Origin of the sequence: Buchnera aphidicola (Brachycaudus cardui) (genome assembly GCF_005081945.1) — a bacterium.
GTDB classification, from domain to species: domain Bacteria; phylum Pseudomonadota; class Gammaproteobacteria; order Enterobacterales; family Enterobacteriaceae; genus Buchnera; species Buchnera aphidicola_AN.
In genome coordinates, this window is the sequence record NZ_CP034879.1 from 206,340 (window position 1) to 230,475 (window position 24,136).

Genomic DNA, 24,136 nt, shown 5'->3' on the forward strand with positions numbered 1-24,136 from the left:
GATTTTTTTTGAATATTATTAAAATGATAGTAGGATTATCTAATCCAAAATTAAAATATCATAATACACGTCATAATGTAGGCTCTTGGTATATTTATGCATTAGCTAAAAAATTTTATAAAAGTTTAAAAGAAGAAAAAAAATTTTTAGGTTTTACTACTTCTTTTAATATAGAATCAAAATCTATTCGATTGTTTATACCTAATATATTTATGAATATCAATGGTGAATCAATATTAAAAATAGCATTGTTTTATAATATTAATTTATATGAAATATTAGTAGTACATGATGATTTAGAACTAAAACCTGGAATTTTAAAAGTAAAGTACAGTTATGGACATAATGGACATAATGGATTAAGAAACATTATTAGTGTATTCAATAAAAAAATTAATTTTTATCGATTAAGAATTGGTATTGGTCGTCCAAACAATAAAGATGAAATATCTTCTTTTGTACTATCAAATCCTAATGATACAGAGAAAATATTAATTCAAAAATCAATTAAAGAAGCTGTAGAAAAAACTTTTGATTTAATTTCGCCAAAATAATATAAAAACTTTGTCTTATTTATAAAGGTCTATCAGATATGGGTTTAAAATGCGGCATTATAGGGTTGCCTAATGTTGGAAAATCTACTTTATTTAATATTTTAACCAAAGGAAATTCAGCAGTTGCTAATTTTCCATTTTGTACCATCAAACCTAATATAGGAATTGCTCCAGTTTTTGATCAACGTTTGAGTAAACTTGCTCAAATTATTTCTCCTAAAAAAATAACACATGCATTTATAGAGTTTATAGATATTGCAGGGTTAGTTAAAGGAGCTTCTAAAGGTGAAGGATTAGGTAATCAATTTTTAAGTAATATACGAGAAGCTGATGCTATAGTACACGTTATACGTTGTTTTAAAGATGATAATATTACTCATATTTATAACGATATTAGACCTTTACAAGATGTTGATATTATTAATACTGAATTGATTTTATCTGATTTTGATACTTGCGAAAAAGCTATATTACAATTACAAAAAAAAACAAAGAATACAAATCATGAAACTGAAAAAAAAATGAATGTTTTAAAGAAGTGTATTAGTCATTTAAAAAAATGTTTAATGTTAAAAATTCTTGATTTAAATACAGATGAAAAAGAAATAATTAGTGATTTACGTCTTTTAAGCTTAAAACCAACTATGTATATAGCGAATATCAATGAAGATAAAGCATCTTATTGTTTTTTACAAGATTTAAATAAATTAGCTAAAAAAGAAGACGCTGTAGTTATTCCTATTTATGCGAATTTAGAATTAGAATTAATTAATATGAATACGGAAGAAAAAAAATCTTTCATGCACGAGTTTAATATAACTAATTCAGGATTAAATAATATTATTCAAAATAGTTATAAACTACTAAATTTAATAACTTTTTTTACTGCAGGTGAAAAAGAAATTCGCGCTTGGGAAATTCTTAATGGTAGTACTAGTCTTCAGGCTGCACACAAAATACACAGTGATTTTAGTAAGGGTTTTATTAGAGCGCAAATTATTAAATATTTAGATTTTATAAAATATAAAAGTGAAGTAAAAATCAGAGAAATAGGTAGATTTAAGACTGAAGGAAAAAATTATCAAATACAAGATGGTGATATTGTACATTTTTTATTTAACATATAGATATATTACTGTTTTAAAAAATATATTTTGTAATGTTTTTTTAGAGAGGAAATATAATTTATCCTCTCTAAATTTTTTAGTTTTCGACTAAAAACTCTTTTAATTTATTAAAATCGGGATTAATGTTATAGGATAACAGTGGTAAATTTATTCTGTTTTTCAGTTCATCAGGTAATGAAATATTATTATTTAATATTTTTTCTACAGTGTTTTTAAATTTAGCTGGATGTGCTGTACCTAAAAATAGACCAAACTCATCTTTTTTTAATTGATTTTGTAATAATCGATATGCTATTGCAGCGTGTGGTTCAGAAACATAACCTAATTGAAATAGTTCTTTTAATGTTTCTTGAGTTATATCATCTGATACACTGCCAAATCTAAGTTCTTTTAAATTCCATTTATTTCTATAAAATAATTCTTCAATTCGGGTCCAATTATTTGGCTGACTAATATCCATAGCATTAGAAATTGTAGACACAGTTTTTTTAGGATACCATTTTCCATTTTGAAGAAATCGTGGAACTGTATCGTTGGCATTAGTACAAGCAATAAATGATTTAATGGGTAACCCCATAGATTTAGCCAATAATCCAGCAGTTAAATTACCAAAATTACCACATGGAACTGCTACTACTAAGTTATTTCTTTGTTGTTCAGAAATTAAAGAAAATGCTTCAAAATAATAACATATTTGTGCTAATAATCTACTTATATTAATAGAATTTGCAGAATTTAATCCTATAGATTCTTTTAGTTTTTTATCGTTAAACGCTTCTTTTACTAGTTTTTGACAGTCATCAAAACTACCATTAATTGATATAGTTTTAATATTTTTTCCTAAAGTACAAAATAATTTTTCTTGTAATTCACTAATTTTGCCTTTTGGATATAAAATAATAACTCGAACATTTTTCATTTTATAAAAAGCATGTGCTACTGCTGCACCAGTATCTCCTGAAGTTGCAGTTAAGATAGTAACAGATTCATTTTTTGTATTTAATGAAAAAATCATTTGAGCCATAAAACGTGCTCCAAAATCTTTAAATGCTAATGTTGGACCGTGAAATAGTTCAAAACAATGTATATTTTTTGTAATTGGCACTTGTAATGGGTGTTTAAATGAAAAAGCTTTTTTGACATGTTTATATAATTTATCTTTAGATATTTCATTGCAAATAAATTTAGAAAGTATTTCAGTACTACGAGTAATAAAATCTAATTTTAATATTTCTGATAATTGAATCGGTGTAATAGTTGGTAACTTTACTGGAAAAAATAATCCTTGTTGCTGTCCTAATCCTAATTTTACAGCTTTTGCAAAATTTACTGTTTCGTTATGATTTTTTAAGTTATAAAGTTTCATTATTTTGTCCTAATTGGCGTACACCTTTTAAATCTAAAAAACAAATATGAACGAATCCTGTATTATTTTGCAAATAATTTTTTCTAAGCCATAAAGATATTTCTTCTGCTATATGTATATTATCCGCAACAGCAAAAAGAGCGGGTCCTGAACCAGATATCCCACAGCTTATAGCTCCAATTTTCTTGATTTTTTCTTTAGCTTCTAAAAAATTAGGTAATATTTTAATACGATATGGTTCTGCTATAAAATCTTGCATTAATCGTGCTGCTAAATGAGGCTGTTTACTATATGAAGCATGAATAAAACCAGCTAAATAACGATTATTTTTTATGCAAATTTCTTTTTTATATTTTTTAGGTAGTATATCTCTTGCCTCTGCTGTAGAAACATTAATTCCTGGCCAAGCAATTACCCAAAACCAATTTTTAAAATTTGGAATTTTCTGACTAATTATTTCAGAATCTTCTAGTATTAATTGTAGACCTCCAAGATAAGATGGAGCAACATTATCATAGTGTATACTGCCTGATATTTCACCTTCTATTTCTCCCATAAGCAATAACAATTCTTTTGAATTTAGAGGTTTATCACAAAACTCATTCATAGCAACTAAAGTAGCTACTACAGAACAAGCGCTAGACCCTAGTCCTGATCCAATAGGCATATTTTTTTCAAGGATAATAGAAACTGGAACATTTTTTTTTATAATTTGACAAAATTTTAACCAGCATTTCCAAACAATATTTTGATTCGTGTTTTTTGGTAATTTATTAGAAAAAATGCCCGTATTAACTAATTTAAATTGTGTTGATGGTTTTATTGTAACTAAATCACCTAATAAAGTTCCGTTTATAGGTATAATTGCTGCACCTAAAATATCAAATCCCACTCCAACATTACCAATAGAAGCTGGTGCATAAATTTTGATCATTGCTATGCTCCTGACGTTTATGATAGTGTACGTAGTAAGTCGGAAAATACTCCAGACGCGGTCACTTTATTACCAGCCCCATAACCTCTTAGCACAAGAGGAATTGGTTGGTAATAATGAGTATAAAATGCTAGTGCATTTTCACCATTTTTTACTTTGTATAATGGGTTATTGATATTAATTTCTTCAATTTTTACATGACACTGTCCTTTTTTGTCTATGGTACCGACAAATCTTAATACATTACCTATATTATGTGCTTTATGAACACGATTTAAAAAATATTCATCTAGTTTTTTTAACTGTAAAAAAAATTCATCAATATTGTTATTTTTTTTAAAATAATCAGGTAACACAGGTTCAATTTTAATATCTTGTAGTTCTATTTCATATCCAGCTTCACGTGCTAAAATAAGTAATTTTCTAGCAACATCTATACCTGATAAATCATCATATGGATTTGGTTCAGTAAAACCTAATTCTTTAGCTTCTTTAGTAGCTTGTGATAATAAAACACCTTCTTCTAATCTTCCAAAGATAAAAGATAAAGAACCAGATAGTATGCCTTTAAAACAAATGAGATTATCTCCTGTTTTAAATAAGTTTTGCAGTGTTTCTATAACTGGTAATCCCGCACCTACATTAGTTTCATATAGAAATTTTTTATTAGTTTTACAAATAGCACTTCTAATTTGTTTATAATAAGGTAGTGTACCAGTATTAGCCTTTTTATTTGATGCTACTACGTGACAGTTATTGTATAGAAAATAAACATATTGTTCAGATAACAATTGATCAGATGTACAATCAATTATAACTGGATTTAAAAAATGATATTTTTTTATAAACTCATTTAAAACGTGTAGATTAAATATTGTGTTTGATTTTTTAAAATTATTTTCCCAATCATATAAGCTTGTTTCTTGATCTAATATTAATATTTTTTTAGAATTAGCAATGGCTAAAACTTTAATTTTTATATTTTTTTCATCTAGATATTTTTGTTGTTTTAATATTTGTCGAAGTAGTGAGCTACCAATGCTACCTATGCCAATTAAACATACATAAATGATTTTTTTATTATTATAAAATAATATATCATGAACGTTTTGGACTGATTTTAAAATGTGTTTTTTTTCAATAACTAATGAAATAGAATGTTCTGAAGAACCTTGTGCAATTGCAAGAATATTAATTCTAGCATTACCTAAAGAAGAAAAAATTTTAGATGCAATATTATGTTTTTGATAAATATTAGATCCTATTACTGAAAGAATAGATAGATTATTTATTATTTTAAAAGGATTTAATAATTTATCTTTTAACTCTAATTGGAACTCTTTATTTAATAAAGATAATATTTTATATATTTTATTATTTATAATACAAAAAATAATTTTATTTTCTGATGATGATTGAGTCATCAGTATAATTTTAATATTATGTCTTGAGATTATAGTAAATATACGTGGAATAATATTTTCTATATGTTTTATAGAAGGTCCAGATATATGAAACATAGTTATATCATCAATATGTGTAACACCTTTCAAAAAGCTTTCTTCAGAGTTGTTTTTTTCACAAATTACAGTTCCATTTGATTCAATATTATTAGTATTTTTAATAAAACATGGAATTTTAAATTGAGAGATTGGTTCTATAGTACGCGGGTGTAATACCTTAGCCCCAAAATAAGACAGTTCCATAGCTTCTTGATATGATATTGATTTTAATAAATGCGCATTGGGTACTATTCTGGGATCAGCAGTAAAAACTCCATCCACATCTGTCCAAATTTCACAACTATTTGCATCTAAACATGCGGATAAAATAGCAGCAGAATAATCAGAACCATTACGTCCTAGTACTACTAGTTCTTTATCTTGATTGCCTGCAATAAATCCAGGCATTAAAATAATATTATTTTTATTTATATCTATTTTATTAATACGTTTCTTAGATTCAGATATGTTAACACTAGAATCTAAGTAATGACCTATAGATAAAAAATTTTCGACAGGATTAATGATAGTAATACTATATTTTTTAGATTCTAATATACTTTTCATTATAAAAATTGAAAGTATTTCTCCACGAGAAATAATAATTGCACGAATACTATCTGGACATTGTTTTAATAATATAACACCCTGTACTATACTTTTTAATTCATTAAACTCTTTTTTTATAATCGTTTCTATTTCTTGATAATTGATATTAGATTGTATTTTTAATAGCTCATTAATAAGCTGAATAAATATACTTTCTACAAGGTTTATTGTTTCTAATATTTCATTATTATAATTTTTTTTTTCTATAATAGAAACTAAATAATTAGTTACCTTAGCTGGTGCTGATAGTACAACTGCAATTTGTTCAAATTTATTTTTTTTTTCTATAATATTAGCTACAGATAAGAATTTTTCTGCATTAGATAATGAAGTACCACCAAATTTTAATAATTTCATATTTTATAATTCCTTAAATTTATTTCATAAAAAACCCGCCTTAAGTATGAGCGGGTTTTCAAAAACATATGATTTTGGCCCACATCATGACTAGTTATAATAATTAGAATAGCTATTCTAGTGAAGAGGCTATAAATAGATATTAAGATTTTTTTATGAATACGTATAGTACGTTCATTTATTAGGTATTTTTTTATATAATTTGAATATTGTATGAAAAAGATTCTTCTTGTCTTCAAATTATTATAAAGTATTAGTATTATTAATTTTATATATTAAATATATTGAATTAAAAATGTTGTTTTTTATACGAAAAAGAATTTTTTAGTTTTTATAAATTTGATGTCATATTTTAATTTAGATATAAAATATAACATAAATTACATTGTCATATAGCTAGAATATATCTTTTTATAATTTTTTTAATGTTTAAAATAATTTATTATTAATAGTTTTCTTATTTGATTAATTTTTATAACATAATGATCATTATTAGTGCAATAGTTAAAAAAATAAATATTTTATTTTTTCTTGAAAATACTCAACTTAATTATTATACATACTGTATTTTTTAAATAAAAAAATCAGTATATCCTTTTAAATTTTAATTTACATTCAACATTTAGTTAATATTATGAATCATATTATTAAAGTTATTATTTCTGAAAAAGAGCTTGATATACGTGTTCGAGAATTAGGTCGAGAAATTACTAAAAAATATCGTCATAGTAGAAATAAAATGATCTTGATTGCTTTACTACGTGGTTCTTTTGTATTTATAGCAGATTTATGTCGTAGAATTCATATTAAACACGAAGTAGATTTTATGACAACCTCTAGTTATGGTCGTGGAATATTATCTAGTGGCGATGTAAAAATTATCAAAGATTTAGATGAAGATATTTATAATAAACATGTTTTAATTGTCGAAGATATTATTGATTCTGGAAAAACTTTAAGTAAAGTATCAGATATATTAAAGCTTAGAAATCCAAAGTCATTATCAATTTGTACTCTTTTAGATAAACCAGAATGTCGTGAAGTTAATATTAGTGTTGACTTTATAGGATTTTCTATTCCAGATGATTTTATTGTGGGTTACGGTATTGATTATGCTCAATCTTATCGTTATTTACCATATATCGGTAAAGTGATTTTTAAAAAATAAAAATATTTTTTAATTGAAAAATATTTTTTTATTGTCAATTAGACGAGTTCTTCCTAACGAAACAGATGCTAAAAGTATCATTTTTTTTGTAGTTTTATCTGGAATATTTAATGTTTTGTAATGATATACATTAAATATATCAATAGAAAATCCTTTTTTTAATAGTAATATTTTAGATTCCTGAATAATTTCTTCAATAGAATTAATATTACCTTTTTGAATAATTTTTGTAGATGTTTGCTTTATGATTTTATATAAATAAGGCGCTATTTTTGTCTGTTTAGAATTTAAATTATTATTTCTAGAACTGAGAGCAAGTCCGTTTTTTGATCGTACTATAGGTAGACTAATGATTTTTATTGCATAATTTAATTCTGCTACAAGTGTTTTAATTATTAATAATTGTTGATAATCTTTTTCTCCAAAAAAAGAAAAATCTGGTTGTGTTATATTAAATAGTTTAGCGATAATTGTCGTAACACCTTGAAAATGTCCAGGTCGATATTGACCTTCTATAATGTCAGATAGTTTTGGTACCTTAATAAAGGTTTGATTTTTTAGGTTATTAGAATACATTTCATGTATATCAGGAAAAAAAAGAATATCTATTTTATTATTTTTTAAGATTTTACAATCTTCTTCAAAGCTTTTAGGATAATTTTTAAAATCTAATACATTGTTAAATTGTATCGGATTAATAAAAATACTTACAATAGTAATATCAACATATTTTTTTGATAATAAAATTAACTGTATATGACCGTTATGTAAGTTTCCCATTGTAGGAACTAGTCCTATTTTTTTATCTGTTTTTTTTAAATATTTTATTTTTTCATATAAATCTTTTAAATTTTTAATTATATACATATAATACCTTTTTTTTAAAAACTATATTTTTTATTAGGATACATACCAGTTTTTACTTCATTAATATATTGCTGAATAGCTTGTGTAATACTTCTGCCTTCAGACATGAAATTTTTTGCAAATTTTGGTATTTTTCCTTGATTAATACCTAATAGATCTTGCATTACAAGAATTTGTCCATCAGTATATTTGCCTGCTCCTATTCCAATGACTGGAATTGATAAATTTTTAGTTATTTTTTTTGCTAATTGTTCTGGAATACACTCTAATACAAGCATTTTAATCCCTGCTTCTTCTAATAAAAAAGCTTCATCTATTAATTGATTTTCATCTTTTTGTTCTTTCCCTTGAATTTTATAACCACTTAAATAATTAAAAGATTGTGGTGTTAAACCTATATGACCGCAGACTAATATTAATCTACTAGATAATTCTTTAATGATTTCTATTAACCATTTTCCACCTTCTATTTTTATCATATTTGCACCAGATTGTATTATTTTTGCTGTATTTTTAAGAGCTTCTTTAGTATTGTAATAAGACATAAAAGGTAAATCAGATAATAAAAAACTTTTAGATGTTCCTTTTCTAACTGCTTTAGTATGATATTCAATATCTTGAATCGTTACAGGTATTGTAGAAGCATGTCCTTGAATAGTCATACCAAGAGAATCACCTATCAGCATAATTGGAATACCTTGATTAGAAAATAGTTTTGAAAAGCTAAAGTCATAAGCAGTGATAGCTGCAAATTTATTTTTGTTTTTCTTCCAATTATTTATTTGAGAAATAGTGATACATTCCATATTTACCTCATTTTATTTGAAAAATATAAAAAAATAAGAAGGATATTCGAGATTATTTTATCAATTAATCGAATATCCTTATTCAAGAATAATATAAGTTGTTTAACTAACCAGTCATTTGCTTTTCTCTAATTTCTGCTAATGTCTTACAATCGATACAAAGATTTGCAGTCGGTCTAGCTTCTAAACGACGAATTCCAATTTCAATACCACAGGAATCACAATAACCAAAATCTTTTTCGTTAATTTTTTTTAAAGTTACTTCAATTTTTTTAATTAATTTTCGACTACGATCTCGATTTCTTAGTTCTAAGCTAAATTCTTCTTCTTGTGTTGCCCGATCAATAGGATCAGGAAAATTAGTAGCTTTATCTTGTATATAGAGTAGCGTATGGTTGATTTCATCTTGTAGTTGATTTTTCCATGTCTCAAGAATTTTATAAAAGTGTAACATTTGATCTTCATTCATGTATTTTTCGTCTATTTTTTTTTTATAGGGTTTTAAACCTGCAATTGAAAGAACATTTAAAGATGATGTTTTTTTGTTTTTTTCTTTTTCCATAGTTCTCTCCGAAATAATTTATTTGATGAAATTGAATATGAAAGTGTTTTCTAATAAAATATTTTTTAAAATTATTGATATCTTTAAGAATAAAGATTTATATCGCAAAACAATTTAATTTATATTTTTTTATAATGGTATTTTTGTAATAAAAATTTTAAAAAAAATAATTTATATATTTTAGATATATAAGATGTGCTTGATTTTATGTCTATAAAAATTATTATAATAAATATTTTTAACATAAACTATAATTAAATATATTTTTTACAGTGTTGAATGTTTTAAGAAGACTAGTCTTAGTTTATGTATCAATATTTATTTTTTTATAATAAATTTCACAATAGGACGTTTTATAGACATGATAAAAAAAAATGTTAAAAAATTTGCTTTAGGAGTTGAATATGATGGAAGTTTTTATCATGGATGGCAACGTCAAAATACAGTATCTAGTATTCAAGAACAAATAGAAAAAGCTTTGTCTATCATTGCTAATCATAAGATAGATGTTGTATGTGCAGGTAGAACTGATGCTGGAGTTCATAGTATAGGACAAGTCATTCATTTTAATACTACAGCTATTCGAAAAAAATCATCTTGGACAATAGGAGTCAACCGTTATTTATCTAAAGATATTGCTGTTGTCTGGATTAAAGAAGTTCCAGAAGATTTTCATGCACGTTACAGTGCTATTACACGTTCTTATCGTTATATAATATATAATCATCGTTTTCGTTCTGCTATTTTTCGAAATAGATTTAATCATGTTTATAAGAGTCTCAATGTAAATAAAATGAACATTGAAGCTCAATGTTTGTTAGGAGAACATGATTTTACATCTTTTCGAGCAAGAAATTGTCAGTCACGTTCCTCTTGGAGGAAAATTATAAAACTAAATGTATGGCGTTACGCAGATTTAGTCGTAATTGATATTATAGCTGATTCGTTTTTATATCATATGGTTCGTAATATAGTTGGTTCCTTAATTGAAATTGGAATGTCTAAAAAAAAAGAGTTTTGGATACAAGAATTATTACAAAAAAAAAATAGAATTTATGCTGGACCTACAGCGCCAGCTAAAGGTTTATATCTATTATTTGTACAGTATCCTTTACGTTTTAATTTACCACAAGTAACATATAATTCTATTTTTATTAAGTAAAAAATATTATTGATATCTCTGGAGTATATTTTTTTATGTATATAAATGTAAAAAAAAAAGAAAAATTTTAATAAAAATACTTTTTTTAATATTTATTTTAATTATATTGTATGGCTTTTATTTGTACGAAAAAATAGGACAATCAATTCAAGGTAAAGTATGGAGTTTTCCTACATCAATATATGGACGTATAGTTAATTTAGAACCAGGTAATCCATATTCTCAGAAAGAAATATTAAGTCTTTTAAAAGGCACTATGTATAGACAAGTGCATACTGTGATGTTACCGGGTGAATATAGTATAAAAGATAACACTATAGATTTTATACGACGTTCTTTTGATTTTCCAGATATTAAAGAAGGTGAATTTCATACACGATTATCTTTTAAAGAAGGTATTTTAAAAGAAATTAAAAATATTGAAAATAATCGTAATTTTAGTTTTTTCCGTTTAGAACCTAAATTAATCACTATGTTAAAATCTTCTCAAGGGAAAAAACGTATATTTATTCCTCGTAATAAATATCCAGAAATTTTAGTTAAAACACTATTGGCTATTGAAGACAGATATTTTTATGAACATGATGGTATTAATATATCTTCTATAGGTCGCGCTTTTTTAGTAAATGCTATAGCAGGTCGAGCAATTCAAGGAGGTAGTACTCTTACTCAACAATTAGTAAAAAATCTTTTTTTAACTAATACACGTTCTATTTTAAGAAAAATCAACGAAATGTATATGGCTTTGATTTTAGACTGTTTTTATACAAAAGATAGAATTTTAGAATTATATTTAAATGAAGTATATTTAGGTCAAGATGGTGATGAGCAAATAAGGGGATTTCCACTTGCAAGTATTTATTATTTCGGTCGTCCAATAGATGAGTTAAGCTTAGAACAGTATGCGTTATTAGTTGGAATGGTAAAAGGAGCTTCTTTATATAGTCCTTGGGCTCATCCTATTTCTGCATTAAAAAGAAGAAATTTAGTCTTATTTTCATTATATAATCAAAAATACATTACTAAAGATATATATAGAAAATTATGTAAAAGAGGATTAAATGTTCAATCTAAAGGTAATATTATTGCACCTCATCCTTCTTTTATACAACTTGTACAATCTGAATTACAAAAAAAAATTACTACTTCCATAGAAAATATTTCAGGTATAAAAATATTTACTACTTTAGATTCTATATCACAAAATGCAGTAGAACAAGCTGTAAAAATAGAAATTCCTATATTAAAACAAAAAAAGGGATTAAAAGATTTAGAAGTTGCCATGATAGTCATGGATAAATTCACTGGTGAGATTCAAGCACTGATTGGAAGCGCTAAGCCAGAATTTAACGGCTATAATCGTGCTTTAAAATCTCGACGTTCAATTGGTTCATTGTCTAAGCCGATAACATATTTAACTGCTTTATCAGAACCAAATAAATATCATTTAAATACTTGGATTTCTGATCATCCTATTGCTATTAAATTAGATAATGGTCAATATTGGATGCCAAAAAATAATAATTATCGTTTTAGTGGAAAAGTAATGTTATTAGATGCTTTAATTCATTCAATAAATATTCCAACAGTTAATTTAAGTATAGATATAGGTTTAAAAAAACTAGTTGATAGTTGGTTACATTTAGGTGTTTCTAAAAATCATATTACTCCTTTTCCATCTATATCTTTAGGAGCTATTAATTTAACACCGATTGAAACTGCACAAGTATTCCAAATAATTGCTAGCGGTGGTTATAAATCATTATTATCTTCAGTTAGATCTGTGATATCTGATGATGGTAAAGTATTATATCAAAGTATACCTCAAAAAAAACATATAGTTTCTTCTGAAGCATCTTATTTAACATTATACGCTATGCAGCAAGTAGTTGAGCATGGAACAGCTAAATTATTAGGTAAACATTTTAAGGAATTTTCTTTAGCAGGAAAAACTGGGACTACAAATAATTTAGTAGATAATTGGTTTGTAGGTATTGATGGTAAAACAATTGTAATTATTTGGATTGGAAGAGACAATAATAAAACAACAAAATTATATAGTTCTTCCGGAGCAATGCAAATTTATCGAAAATACCTTGAATATCAACGTCCAGTACCATTAGTATTGCAACCTCCAAAAGGTATTAATATGTTTTATATAAATAAATTAGGAAAATTATTTTGTAATAAAAATAATGATCATGATCGATCTTTACCCATATGGTCTTTAAATAATCAAACTATTTGTCATGATGGTAAATTATTAGAACAGAGTCTTGAAACAAGAAATAAAAAAGATTTTCTATTTTGGTTAAAACATTTATTTTTATAATCAATAAAATGTGAATAAATATTTAAAACTATCTTAGTATATAATTCTTGAATTATATCTTTTAAATATTTGATATAAAATATTTTTAGAATAAAAATTATCTTCTTCTATTTTAAAATTTATTTATATGAAAATATATCGATAAATATTTCACATGTAGAAAAATATATATAAATAGATTTAAAATAGTTGATTATTTTACTTAAAAAATAATAAATTTTTTTAATGTTTATTTGATTTAAAAAATTTAAATATGAGAATAATAGTATGTTAATTAAATTTTTTACTAAAATATTTGGTAACCGGAATAATCGTATTTTAAAGAAGTTAAAAAAAATTGTATATTCTACTAATCAGTTAGAAAAGAATTTTGAAAAATTATCGGATAAAAAATTAAAAGAACATACCAAATTATTTCGTTTACGATTAAGTCAGGGTGAAACTTTAGATGATTTACTACCAGAAGCTTTTGCTACAGTTAGAGAGGCAAGCAAGCGTGTCTTTAATATGCGTCATTTTGATGTTCAAATTCTTGGAGGTATAGTTTTAAATAAAAGATGTGTTGCAGAAATGCGCACAGGTGAAGGAAAAACTTTAACATCTACTTTACCAGCTTATTTAAATGCATTAAGTGGAAAAGGTGTTCATATAGTTACTATGAATGATTATTTAGCTCGAAGAGATGCTGAAAAAAATACTCCATTATTTCAATTTCTTGGTTTAAAAGTAGGATTGAATTTATCTGAAATGTCTTTTTTTTCTAAACGAGAAGCTTATTTATCTGATATTACTTATGGTACTAATAATGAATATGGCTTTGATTATTTACGTGATAATATGGTTTTTTCTCCTGAAGAAAGAGTGCAAAGAGAACTTAATTATGCATTAGTAGATGAAGTAGATTCTATTCTAATAGATGAAGCGAGAACACCTTTAATTATTTCAGGACCATCAGAAGATAGTTCTGAACTATATAAAGAAATTGATGCTATTGTTCCTCTTTTAATTCTTCAAAAAAAAGAAGATTCAGAAATTTTCCGTGGTACAGGTCATTTTTCTATTGATGAAAAATCAAAACAAGTACATTTGACAGAAAGAGGATTAATTAAGATTGAGAAAATATTATTTGAAAAAAAATTAATGAATATAGGTGAATCTTTATATTCTTCGAATAATATAATATTAATGCATCATGTGTTATCTGCATTACGTGCTCATACATTGTTTGTACGAGATGTTGATTATCTTATAAAAGATAACAATATTGTTATTGTAGATGAACATACCGGACGAACTATGCCAGGAAGAAGATGGTCAGATGGATTACATCAAGCAATAGAAGCTAAAGAAAATGTACCGATAAAAAGTGAAAATCAAACATTAGCGTCAATTACTTTTCAAAACTATTTTCGTTTATATAAAAAAATATCTGGTATGACAGGCACTGCTTTAACTGAATCTTTTGAGTTTAGTTCTATTTATAATTTAGACACTATTGTAATACCTACAAATAAACCCATGATACGTAAAGATATGTCTGATTTAGTATATATCACTAATAAAGAAAAAATCAATTCTATTATTAAAGATATACAGAAGTGTATAACGTTAAATAGACCAGTTTTAGTAGGTACAGTTTCCATTGAAAAATCAGAAATTATTTCTAAAGAGCTAAAAAGATTAAAGATTCATCATAGTGTTTTAAATGCTAAATTTCATGCAAAAGAAGCTGAAATTATAGCGCAAGCAGGAAAACCTAAATCAATTACAATTGCTACAAATATGGCTGGACGTGGTACAGATATAGTACTTGGTGGAAATTTAGAAGTTGAATTGAATCGACATTCAAATATTACTTTAGAAAATATAGAAAAAATCAAAAAAAAATGGCAAAAAGAACATAATTTAGTTGTTTCTGCAGGTGGATTACATATAATTGGTACTGAGCGTCATGAATCACGTCGTATTGATAATCAGTTAATAGGTCGTTCTGGTCGTCAAGGAGATAATGGTTCTTCACGTTTTTATCTTTCAATGGAAGATTCATTGATGAGAATTTTTGCATCTGAAAAAATTGTTCAGATGATGCGTAAGTTAGGAGTATCTTTAAACGAAGCAATTGAACATCCTTGGGTAACAAAAGCAATAGAAAATGCTCAGAAAAAAGTAGAAAGTCGAAATTTTGATATTAGAAAACAACTATTAGAGTATGATGATATTATTAATGAACAGCGTCGTACGATTTATTTTCAAAGGAATAAATTAATTGATGCAAAAGATATAAAAATAATTATTAATGATATTTTTAAGGATGTATTAACTAAAATTATCTTTTTATATGTCCCTCATAGCATTATAAAAAATAAATCGAATATTTCTGATTTAGAAAAAAAAATAAATGTTGATTTTCACTTAAATATTCCAATATTAGATTGGTTAAATGAACAACCTACTTTAAATACTACAGAATTAATAAAAAAAGTTATTAACTTTTCAAAAATACAGTATCAAAATAAAGAACAATTAATTGGTGTGAATAATATGCGAATAATAGAAAAATCTATTATGTTACAAACATTAGATTCTCTTTGGAGAGAACATTTGTCAGCTATAGATTATTTAAGACAAGGTATTCATTTACGTGGTTATGCTCAAAAAGATCCTAAACAAGAGTATAAACGAGAATCTTTTAATATGTTTTCTAACATGTTAGAATTATTAAAATATGAAGTAGTATCATTTCTTAGTAAGATTAATTTATCTTATTCAAAAAAGTATATGAATTTAAATAAAGACTCTATCATACATTCTCATAATAAAATTAGTCGTAATACGCTTTGTATATGTGGTTCAGGAAAAAAATATAAGTATTGCCATGGTAGTTTATAATGTGATAAATATCAAAAATAATATTTTTTTTGAGAATATATTAAAATGAATTATACAAAAGTAGCTATTGGTATTCTTTTAAAGAAAAATAAAGTATATATTACTAAAGGAAAATATAAAAAAAATATTTGGGAATTTCCAGGTGGAAAAGTAAAAAAACATGAAAATATAGTTCATGCCTTAAAAAGAGAATTGTTAGAAGAAGTTGGTATTTTAATATTAAAATTTCGTTTTTTTAAGTATGTAAAATATATTTCTCTTAAAAAAAAATTAAAATTATATTTTTTTCTAATTAACAAATGGAAAGGTGAACCTTATAGTAAAGAAGGCCACGTTTATATTTGGATATTTTTATACAATCTTAAATTTTTTAATTTTCCACTTGCAAATGATAGTGTTATACATCTTCTGAAAAAAGATATTCATTTTTTAAAATAGTTTGATAAATAATATATTAAATATTGTCATAAATAATATTTAAAAAAATACATGTTAATAAAATTTTGTTAAATAATTTTTTTTTATATTGATTGTTGTTTGTTGACTATATTTTCTTGCTAAATATGAATAAAAAAAGTTTAAATAATAAATATGTTTATGTATTTTTTCAATTTTTTTTGTATTTAAAATAATATCATCTGCAATAGAAATTCTTTCTTTTCGAGTGGCTTGTAGTGAAATAATTTTTTTTGCTTCTTGTACACTAATTTGATCTCTTTTAACTGTACGTTTAATTTGATGTTGTATAGGTAAGTCTACTAAGAGTATGCGATTTACTTTTTTTTCTAATTTTTTTTCAACTAATAATGGTACGACCCATAAGCACCAATTTGATTCTATAAGTTTGATCTGTTTTTTACTTTCTTGAAAAATATCAGGATATAATAAGTTTTCTAGCCATAATCTATCATGCTTATTATTAAAAACTTTTTTTCGAAGTAAAATGCGATTAATTGAATTATCTGTATTTAATATTTCCTTCCCAAATTTTTTTTTAATGATATTTGATATTTTAGAGTTATATTGAATGATATTTTTTGCAATTATATCAGTATCAATAATATTTACGCCTATTTTTTTGAAACCATTAGAGATAGTAGTTTTTCCGCTACCAATACCTCCAGTAAGTGCTACAATATAAGTCATATTTCTTTAAGATTTTTTTATAGATCCAGATAATATATATTTTTTAATTTCAAACATAAAATGTTATTTTTTATAATATTGTATATTTATATTATATATTTTAATTAGGATGTTAATGTTATGCGTATTGAAGAAGATATTAAATTAGGTTTCAAAGATGTTTTAATTAGACCAAAACGTTCTACATTAAAAAGTCGTTCTCAAGTTGATCTTATTCGTAATTTTTCTTTTAAATATTCTTCTATGATATGGTCAGGAATTCCTATTATTGCAGCTAACATGGATACAATAGGAACATTTAAAATGGTAAAGTCTTTATCAGATTTTAATATACTTACTGCAGTTCATAAATATTATTCACTCGAAGATTGGAAAAATTTTATTAACTCATCATCTAGTCATGTATTAAATCATGTAATTGTATCAATTGGAACTGCTAATTGTGATTTTATAAAAATCAAAAAAATTTTTTTATTATCTTCTGAGATAAAATATATTTGTATTGATGTTGCTAACGGTTATTCCGAGCATGTAGTTTCTTTTTTAAAATTAATAAGAGATTCTTTTCCTGATAAAATTATTTGTGCCGGAAATGTTGTAACCGGAGAAATGGTAGAAGAATTGATACTTTCTGGGGCTGATATAGTTAAAGTAGGTATTGGACCAGGATCAGTTTGTACTACAAGAGTAAAAACTGGAGTTGGTTTTCCTCAATTATCAGCAATTATAGAATGTGCTGATGCAGCACATGGTTTAGGCGGTCAAATTATTAGTGATGGAGGATGCACTGTTTCAGGAGATATTGCTAAAGCTTTCGGAGGTGGAGCCGATTTTGTTATGTTAGGAGGTATGTTATCCGGTCATAAAGAGTGCGCAGGAGAGATAGTTGAAGAAAATTCAAAGAAATATATGTTGTTTTATGGTATGAGTTCTATTTCTGCAATGCAGCGTTATACAGGAAAAATTGCAGGATATCGTGCATCTGAAGGGAAAACAGTTAAAATACCTTTTCGTGGTTATGTTAATGCTACAATACGTGATATTTTAGGGGGATTACGTTCTTCTTGTACTTATGTAGGTGCAGAAAAATTAAAAGAGCTGACAAAAAGAACTACATTTATACGAGTAACTGAGCAAGAAAATTGTATTTTTAATATTTTTCAGGAATAAATTATATTTAAATTTTTTTTATTTTTTATGTTTGATGAAATCAATAAAATTAATTATATGTATATATATTTAATTTTATTGATTTTTTTTAGAGATTTAAAATTAATATTTAATTACGACAATAGTATAGAAAATTTAATTTTTTTAGATTAAATGTTAATTTAATCATTAAGTATATAATTTATAAGGAATTTATACTATGTCAGAACGTTTATATGATGATATCGATCCAATTGAAACTAGTGATTGGGTAGAGGCTATTGAATCTGTTATTCGTGAAGAAGGTCGTGAAAGAGCTTATTTTTTAATTGAACAAATTTTAAAAAAATCTAAAATAAATAGAGTAGAATTTTTTAGATCGTTTTTTACTAGTGACTACGTGAATACTATCAGAAGTGAAGATGAAGTTGAATATCCAGGTAATTTAGTTTTAGAAAAACGTATTTGTTCAGCCATTCGTTGGAATGCTATAATGATGGTATTACGTGCTTCAAAAAAAAAATTAGAACTAGGCGGCCATTTATCTTCTTTTCAATCATCAGCAACTATATATGAAGTATGTTTTAACCATTTCTTTCGAGCAAGGAATAATCAAGACGGAGGAGATTTAGTTTATTTTCAAGGTCATATTTCTCCTGGTATTTATGCTCGTTCTTTTTTAGAAGGACGATTATCAGAAGAACAAATTAATAATTTTAGACAAGAAGTTGATGGGAAAGGTTTATCTTCTTATCCACATCCTAAATTAATGCCAAATTTTTGGCAATTTCCAACTGTATCTATGGGTTTGGGTCCGCTTTGTTCTATTTATCAAGCAAAATTTTTAAAATATTTACAAAATCGAGAACTAAAAAATACTTCAAAACAAATAGTTTATGCTTTTTTAGGTGATGGTGAAATGGATGAACCGGAATCTAAAGGTGCTATTTCTATTGCTGTTCGTGAGAAACTAGATAATTTAATATTTATAATAAACTGTAATTTACAAAGACTAGATGGTCCAGTTGTAGGTAATGGTAAAATTGTTAATGAATTGGAGAGTTTTTTTTATGGTGCAGGATGGAAAGTTATAAAAGTAATATGGGGAAGTCGATGGGATCTATTATTAAAAAAAGATAAGACTGGAAAATTAATTCAGTTAATGAATGAAACAATTGATGGTGACTATCAAACTTTTAAATCTAAAGATGGAGCATATGTTCGTAAGTATTTTTTTGGTAAATATAAAGAAACATTAAAATTAGTAGAGCATATGACTGATGAAGAAATATGGAAACTGAATAGAGGAGGACATGATCCAAAAAAAATGTTTAATGCTTTAAAAAAAGCAAAAGAAACAAAAGATAAACCAACAGTTATTTTAGCTCATACAGTAAAAGGATATGGAATGGGTGTTACTGCAGAAGGTAAAAATATCGCTCATCAAATAAAAAAAATAAATATTAATGGAATAATGCATATTCGAGATCGTTTTCATATTCCAGTATCTAATGAAGAGATTAATAACTTACCTTATATTACCTTTAAAAAAAATTCTGAAGAATATTCTTATATACATTCTCAACGAAAAAAATTAGGTGGCTATATTCCTTTTCGTTTATCTAAATTTACCAATGCATTGAATTTACCAGATTTAAAAGATTTTCAATCATTATTAGAAGAACAAAAAAAAGATATTTCTACTACAATAGCTTTTGTTCGTGTTTTAAATATCATTTTAAAGAATAATTTTATAAAAGATTTAATAGTGCCAATTATTGCAGATGAAGCACGGACGTTTGGAATGGAAGGGTTATTTAGAAAAATTGGTATTTATAGTTCTAGTGGTCAAAAGTATATTCCACAAGATCGAGAGCAATTAGCTTATTATAAAGAAGAAAAAAAAGGCCAAATATTACAAGAAGGAATAAATGAGTTAGGTGCTGCTGCTTCTTGGTTAGCTGCTGCTACATCTTATAGTACTAATGATTTTCCAATGATTCCGTTTTATATTTATTATTCAATCTTTGGCTTTCAAAGAATAGGGGATTTATTTTGGGCTGCAGGTGATCAACAAGCAAGAGGTTTTTTGATTGGTGGTACTTCAGGAAGAACTACTTTAAATGGTGAAGGATTACAACATGAAGATGGACATAGTCATATACAATCTTTAACAATTCCTAATTGTATATCTTACGACCCTGCTTTTGCTTATGAGGTTGCTGTAATTATACAAGATGGATTAAGACGTATGTATGGTCCTTTACAAGAAAATATATACTACTATATAACTACAATTAATGAAAATTATTATATGCCAGCTATGCCTAAAAATTCAGAAATAGGTATTTGTAAAGGCATTTATAAATTGAAAACTTTACATGGTACGACTTCAAGAATACAGTTAATGGGTTCTGGTGCTATTTTACGTTCTATTTGTGAGGCTGCAGAAATTTTATTAAAAGAATATTCAATTACAACAGATATATATAGTGTTACTTCTTTTACAGAATTAGCTAGAAATGGTGAAGATTGTGAAAGATGGAATATGTTAAATCCAGGTAAAAATAATAGAATAGCATATATTAAAAAAGTTATGAATAATTATCCAGCTGTTGCTGCAACTGATTATATGAAATTATTTGCTGAACAAATTCGTAATTATATTCCAACAAAACAATATTATGTATTAGGAACTGACGGTTTTGGTCGTTCAGATAGTCGTGATAAATTACGTAATCACTTTGAAGTAAATTCTCATTATATTGTAGTTGCTTCTTTAAATTTATTATATAAATTAAATAATATTAATATAAAAATATTAGAAGACGCTATTATGAAATTTAATATTAATCCTGATAAAATCAATCCGCGTTTAGCTTAAGAGGTACAAACAGTGGATATTGAAGTAAAAATGCCTGATATTGGTGTAGATGAAGTTGAAATTATAGAAATATTAGTTAATGTAGATGAAAAAATACAAATAGAGCAAGGATTAATTACTGTAGAAGGAGAAAAAACTTCTATGGAAATACCTTCACCTATATCAGGTGTTGTAAAAAAAATTTATATAAAAATTGGTGATAAAATTAAAACTTCTTCTATTATAATGATGTGTAATGTTGATGGTCATCAGAATAATATAGAACAAAAAAGTAAAAATTTATTAAAGAAAGAAAGTAAACAATTAAAAAAAGATTCGTTTTTTCAATCTGAACAAAATATTCCTATACATGCAACTCCAGTAGTAAGAAGATTAGCTCGAATTTTAAATATTAAATTAGGTAATGTTATTGGAACTGGTCCTAAAAATCGTATTTTAAAACAAGACATAGAATTATATAAAAATAATCTTAAAGTTAATACATTATTAAAAAATAATGCAATACATGCAAATGATACTAAAACGTTTCAAACAGAAAAAATAGAACTCAGTTCCCTTCAAAAAAGTGTTGGTAATAATTTACATCAAAATTGGATTAATATACCTCATGTTACACAATTTGATGAAGTAGATATTACTATTTTAGAAAAATTTCGTCAAAAATATAATGATGAAAAAAAGAATGATAAAAGTGTAAATTCAAGAATTACAATATTGATTTTTATAATAAAAGTCGTTGCATATGCATTAGAAAAATTTCCTATTTTTAATAGTTCTTTAACTGCAAATAATACACAGATCATTCTAAAAAAATATATTAATATTGGTGTTGCTATAGATGTTAATAATGAACTATTTGTTCCTGTATTAAAAAATGTGAATAAAAAAAATGTTCAACAATTATCTGATGAATTAATATATATTTTAGAAAGAGCACGTCAAAAAAAGTTAAATACATCTGATATGACTAAAGGATCTTTTACAATATCTAATTTAGGAGGAATTGGAGGTAGTTGGTTTTCTCCTATTATCAATGCGCCTGAAGTAGCAATTCTTGGTATTTCAAAAGCTAAAATTAAACCATTATGGAATGGTAAAGAATTTTTACCAGCTTTAATATTGCCATTGTCTTTATCATATGATCATCGTGTTATAAATGGTGCTGAAGCAGCACGTTTTATTACATTAATTAGTAAATTACTTTCTGATATACATTTTTTAATTATGTAATTTTTACTTTAATTAATTTCAAGAGGTTAGAATGCATCAAAAAATTTATACACAAGTTGTAGTTATTGGTTCAGGTCCATCTGGTTATTCTGCAGCTTTTCGTTGTGCAGATTTAGGATTAGATGTTTTATTAATAGAAAAATATAATACATTAGGTGGTGTGTGTTTAAATGTTGGATGTATACCTTCAAAATCATTATTGCATATAGCTAAAGTAATTCAAGAAGCAAGAGAATTACATAGTACAGGTGTTTCTTTTAGTGAACCAGTAATAGATATAAAAAAAATTAGATTTTGGAAAGAAAGTGTTATAAAAAAATTGACTGATGGTCTAGACTACATGCGGAAGAAAAGAAATATAAGAATTATTAAAGGAAGAGCTATCTTTGATAGTGATAGAAGTCTTTTAGTAGAAGAAAAAGAGAATAAATTTCACGTTTTTTTTAAAAATGCAATTATTGCAACAGGTTCTCAACCTATTAAAATTCCTTCATTATCATATAATGATGAAAGAATCTGGGATTCAACTGATGCTTTATTATTAAAAAAAATACCGAGTCGTTTTTTAATTGTGGGAAGTGGGATTATTGGTTTAGAAATGGCAACAATATATAGTGCATTAGGTTCTAAAGTTGATATTATAGATCGTTTTAAAGATTTTTTACCTGCGGTAGACCAAGATATTGCAGATGTATATATTAAATCTATTAATGAAAGATTTAATTTAATGTTAAATACGCATCTTGATAAGATTAAAGAAACAAAAAATGGATTAATAGTTAAGATGATAGAAAATAATTTGAATAAAGAAGAAATATCCTATGATGCTATATTAATAGCAATAGGAAGAACTCCTAGTATTAATGAATTAGGATTAGAAAAGATAGGATTAAAGATAAACAATTTTGGATTTATTCAAGTTGATAAACAATTAAAAACAAATATACCTCATATTTATGCTGTTGGTGATGTAACAGGTCCTCCTATGTTAGCTCATAAAGGTACACATGAAGCACATATTGCAGCTGAAGTTATTTCTGGAAAAAATCATTTTTTTGAACCTACAGTAATTCCTTCTATTGCATATACTGAACCAGAAATTGCATGGGTAGGATTAAATGAAAAAGAAGCAAAAAAAGAAAATATAGATTATGAAGTTGCATCTTTTCCTTGGAGTGCGTCAGGTAGAGCTATTGCTTCTAATTGTAGTTTAGGAATGACAAAATTGATTTTTAATAAAAGCAATAATAAAATTATAGGTGGTGCTATTGTAGGTACAAATGCTGGTGAATTAATTGGAGAAGTAAGTTTAGGTATTGAAATGGGGTGTGATGCAGAAGATTTAGCATTAACAATACATGCTCATCCTACTTTATATGAATCCATTGGCTTATCTGCTGAGGTTTTTAAAGGTACTATAACAGATTTACTTAATATAAAACGTATAAAATAATTATTATTTAATATTGTTAAAGAACAATTTTTCAGAAAA

The 24,136-nt window shown here is 25.5% G+C and carries 18 protein-coding genes; 11 read left to right on the forward strand and 7 right to left on the reverse strand.

Translation table 11 applies throughout. The features are described 5' to 3' along the window. Positions 1–23: 23 nt before the first annotated feature. Both pth and ychF read left to right on the forward strand, forming a co-directional pair. Positions 24–554 carry an aminoacyl-tRNA hydrolase gene (gene pth / locus D9V67_RS00975; protein ID WP_158360073.1) on the forward strand — a complete coding sequence of 177 codons (531 nt, stop codon included), beginning with the start codon at positions 24–26 and terminating at the stop codon, positions 552–554. A 38-nt stretch (positions 555–592) separates the two neighbouring features. Then, positions 593–1,681 carry a redox-regulated ATPase YchF gene (gene ychF, locus D9V67_RS00980; RefSeq protein ID WP_158359220.1) on the forward strand — a complete coding sequence of 363 codons (1,089 nt, stop codon included), beginning with the start codon at positions 593–595 and terminating at the stop codon, positions 1,679–1,681. Between the two features lie 76 nt (positions 1,682–1,757). Here the strand turns inward: ychF and thrC are convergent, their stop codons facing one another. Genes thrC through thrA form a run of 3 tightly spaced genes read right to left on the reverse strand, consistent with a single transcriptional unit; the run spans position 1,758 to position 6,449 of the window. Then, entirely contained in the window at positions 1,758–3,047 is a 1,290-nt protein-coding gene (thrC, locus tag D9V67_RS00985) for a threonine synthase (protein WP_158359222.1), read from the reverse strand. Then, positions 3,034–3,981 carry a homoserine kinase gene (gene thrB / locus D9V67_RS00990; RefSeq protein ID WP_158359224.1) on the reverse strand — a complete coding sequence of 316 codons (948 nt, stop codon included), beginning with the start codon at positions 3,979–3,981 and terminating at the stop codon, positions 3,034–3,036. The genes thrC and thrB overlap by 14 nt, the downstream gene beginning before the upstream one ends. A 17-nt stretch (positions 3,982–3,998) precedes the next feature. Next, entirely contained in the window at positions 3,999–6,449 is a 2,451-nt protein-coding gene (gene thrA, locus D9V67_RS00995; RefSeq protein WP_158359226.1) for a bifunctional aspartate kinase/homoserine dehydrogenase I, read from the reverse strand. Between the two features lie 634 nt (positions 6,450–7,083). Between thrA and hpt the strand changes: the two genes are divergently transcribed. Beyond that, positions 7,084–7,617, forward strand: a complete 534-nt coding sequence (gene hpt / locus D9V67_RS01000) for a hypoxanthine phosphoribosyltransferase (RefSeq protein ID WP_158359228.1) — start codon at positions 7,084–7,086, stop codon at positions 7,615–7,617. 9 nt (positions 7,618–7,626) lie between these two features. Here the strand turns inward: hpt and panC are convergent, their stop codons facing one another. From panC to dksA, 3 genes are all read right to left on the reverse strand, one after another. After that, positions 7,627–8,484: a pantoate--beta-alanine ligase gene (gene panC, locus D9V67_RS01005; RefSeq protein ID WP_158359230.1), complete on the reverse strand. Its 858-nt coding sequence runs from the start codon at positions 8,482–8,484 to the stop codon at positions 7,627–7,629. Positions 8,485–8,498: 14 nt separating this feature from the next. Beyond that, entirely contained in the window at positions 8,499–9,290 is a 792-nt protein-coding gene (gene panB, locus D9V67_RS01010; protein ID WP_158359232.1) for a 3-methyl-2-oxobutanoate hydroxymethyltransferase, read from the reverse strand. A 106-nt stretch (positions 9,291–9,396) separates the two neighbouring features. Continuing rightward, the gene (gene dksA / locus D9V67_RS01015) at positions 9,397–9,852 is read right to left on the reverse strand and encodes an RNA polymerase-binding protein DksA (RefSeq protein WP_158359234.1); all 456 of its coding nucleotides are present in this window, start codon (positions 9,850–9,852) and stop codon (positions 9,397–9,399) included. Between the two features lie 361 nt (positions 9,853–10,213). Here dksA and truA point away from each other — a divergent pair, with 361 nt between their 5' ends. The 4 genes from truA (at position 10,214) to D9V67_RS01035 (ending at position 16,673) form a co-directional block, all read left to right on the forward strand. Continuing rightward, positions 10,214–11,014: a tRNA pseudouridine(38-40) synthase TruA gene (truA, locus tag D9V67_RS01020; protein ID WP_158359236.1), complete on the forward strand. Its 801-nt coding sequence runs from the start codon at positions 10,214–10,216 to the stop codon at positions 11,012–11,014. Positions 11,015–11,039: 25 nt separating this feature from the next. Next, positions 11,040–13,346, forward strand: a complete 2,307-nt coding sequence (gene mrcB / locus D9V67_RS01025) for a penicillin-binding protein 1B (protein WP_158359238.1) — start codon at positions 11,040–11,042, stop codon at positions 13,344–13,346. Positions 13,347–13,613: 267 nt separating this feature from the next. Continuing rightward, the gene (gene secA, locus D9V67_RS01030; protein ID WP_158359240.1) at positions 13,614–16,235 is read left to right on the forward strand and encodes a preprotein translocase subunit SecA; all 2,622 of its coding nucleotides are present in this window, start codon (positions 13,614–13,616) and stop codon (positions 16,233–16,235) included. A gap of 45 nt (positions 16,236–16,280) precedes the next feature. Continuing rightward, positions 16,281–16,673 (forward strand): NUDIX domain-containing protein, encoded by a 393-nt coding sequence (locus D9V67_RS01035; protein ID WP_158359243.1) that lies wholly within the window; start codon positions 16,281–16,283, stop codon positions 16,671–16,673. 54 nt (positions 16,674–16,727) lie between these two features. Here D9V67_RS01035 and coaE read toward each other — a convergent pair whose 3' ends face one another. Then, positions 16,728–17,381: a dephospho-CoA kinase gene (gene coaE / locus D9V67_RS01040; RefSeq protein ID WP_158359245.1), complete on the reverse strand. Its 654-nt coding sequence runs from the start codon at positions 17,379–17,381 to the stop codon at positions 16,728–16,730. 120 nt (positions 17,382–17,501) lie between these two features. On the opposite strand from coaE, the gene D9V67_RS01045 reads away from it, so the two are divergent. From D9V67_RS01045 to lpdA, 4 genes are all read left to right on the forward strand, one after another. After that, positions 17,502–18,551, forward strand: a complete 1,050-nt coding sequence (locus tag D9V67_RS01045; RefSeq protein ID WP_158359248.1) for a GMP reductase — start codon at positions 17,502–17,504, stop codon at positions 18,549–18,551. A 199-nt stretch (positions 18,552–18,750) separates the two neighbouring features. Continuing rightward, a complete protein-coding gene (gene aceE / locus D9V67_RS01050) occupies positions 18,751–21,414 on the forward strand; it encodes a pyruvate dehydrogenase (acetyl-transferring), homodimeric type (RefSeq protein ID WP_158359250.1) in 2,664 nt (887 codons plus the stop codon). Between the two features lie 12 nt (positions 21,415–21,426). Beyond that, positions 21,427–22,644: a 2-oxo acid dehydrogenase subunit E2 gene (locus tag D9V67_RS01055; RefSeq protein WP_187308337.1), complete on the forward strand. Its 1,218-nt coding sequence runs from the start codon at positions 21,427–21,429 to the stop codon at positions 22,642–22,644. 31 nt (positions 22,645–22,675) lie between these two features. Further along, positions 22,676–24,097 carry a dihydrolipoyl dehydrogenase gene (gene lpdA, locus D9V67_RS01060; protein ID WP_158359252.1) on the forward strand — a complete coding sequence of 474 codons (1,422 nt, stop codon included), beginning with the start codon at positions 22,676–22,678 and terminating at the stop codon, positions 24,095–24,097. Positions 24,098–24,136 lie beyond the last annotated feature (39 nt).

Excerpts from the sequence above, each read along its gene's own strand:
- pth (WP_158360073.1), top strand. The coding sequence starts at position 24 with ATGATAGTAGGATTATCTAATCCAAAATTAAAATATCATAATACACGT.
- ychF (WP_158359220.1), top strand. The coding sequence starts at position 593 with ATGGGTTTAAAATGCGGCATTATAGGGTTGCCTAATGTTGGAAAATCT.
- thrC (WP_158359222.1), bottom strand. The coding sequence starts at position 3,047 with ATGAAACTTTATAACTTAAAAAATCATAACGAAACAGTAAATTTTGCA.
- thrB (WP_158359224.1), bottom strand. The coding sequence starts at position 3,981 with ATGATCAAAATTTATGCACCAGCTTCTATTGGTAATGTTGGAGTGGGA.
- thrA (WP_158359226.1), bottom strand. The coding sequence starts at position 6,449 with ATGAAATTATTAAAATTTGGTGGTACTTCATTATCTAATGCAGAAAAA.
- hpt (WP_158359228.1), top strand. The coding sequence starts at position 7,084 with ATGAATCATATTATTAAAGTTATTATTTCTGAAAAAGAGCTTGATATA.
- panC (WP_158359230.1), bottom strand. The coding sequence starts at position 8,484 with ATGTATATAATTAAAAATTTAAAAGATTTATATGAAAAAATAAAATAT.
- panB (WP_158359232.1), bottom strand. The coding sequence starts at position 9,290 with ATGGAATGTATCACTATTTCTCAAATAAATAATTGGAAGAAAAACAAA.
- dksA (WP_158359234.1), bottom strand. The coding sequence starts at position 9,852 with ATGGAAAAAGAAAAAAACAAAAAAACATCATCTTTAAATGTTCTTTCA.
- truA (WP_158359236.1), top strand. The coding sequence starts at position 10,214 with ATGATAAAAAAAAATGTTAAAAAATTTGCTTTAGGAGTTGAATATGAT.
- secA (WP_158359240.1), top strand. The coding sequence starts at position 13,614 with ATGTTAATTAAATTTTTTACTAAAATATTTGGTAACCGGAATAATCGT.
- D9V67_RS01035 (WP_158359243.1), top strand. The coding sequence starts at position 16,281 with ATGAATTATACAAAAGTAGCTATTGGTATTCTTTTAAAGAAAAATAAA.
- coaE (WP_158359245.1), bottom strand. The coding sequence starts at position 17,381 with ATGACTTATATTGTAGCACTTACTGGAGGTATTGGTAGCGGAAAAACT.
- D9V67_RS01045 (WP_158359248.1), top strand. The coding sequence starts at position 17,502 with ATGCGTATTGAAGAAGATATTAAATTAGGTTTCAAAGATGTTTTAATT.
- aceE (WP_158359250.1), top strand. The coding sequence starts at position 18,751 with ATGTCAGAACGTTTATATGATGATATCGATCCAATTGAAACTAGTGAT.
- lpdA (WP_158359252.1), top strand. The coding sequence starts at position 22,676 with ATGCATCAAAAAATTTATACACAAGTTGTAGTTATTGGTTCAGGTCCA.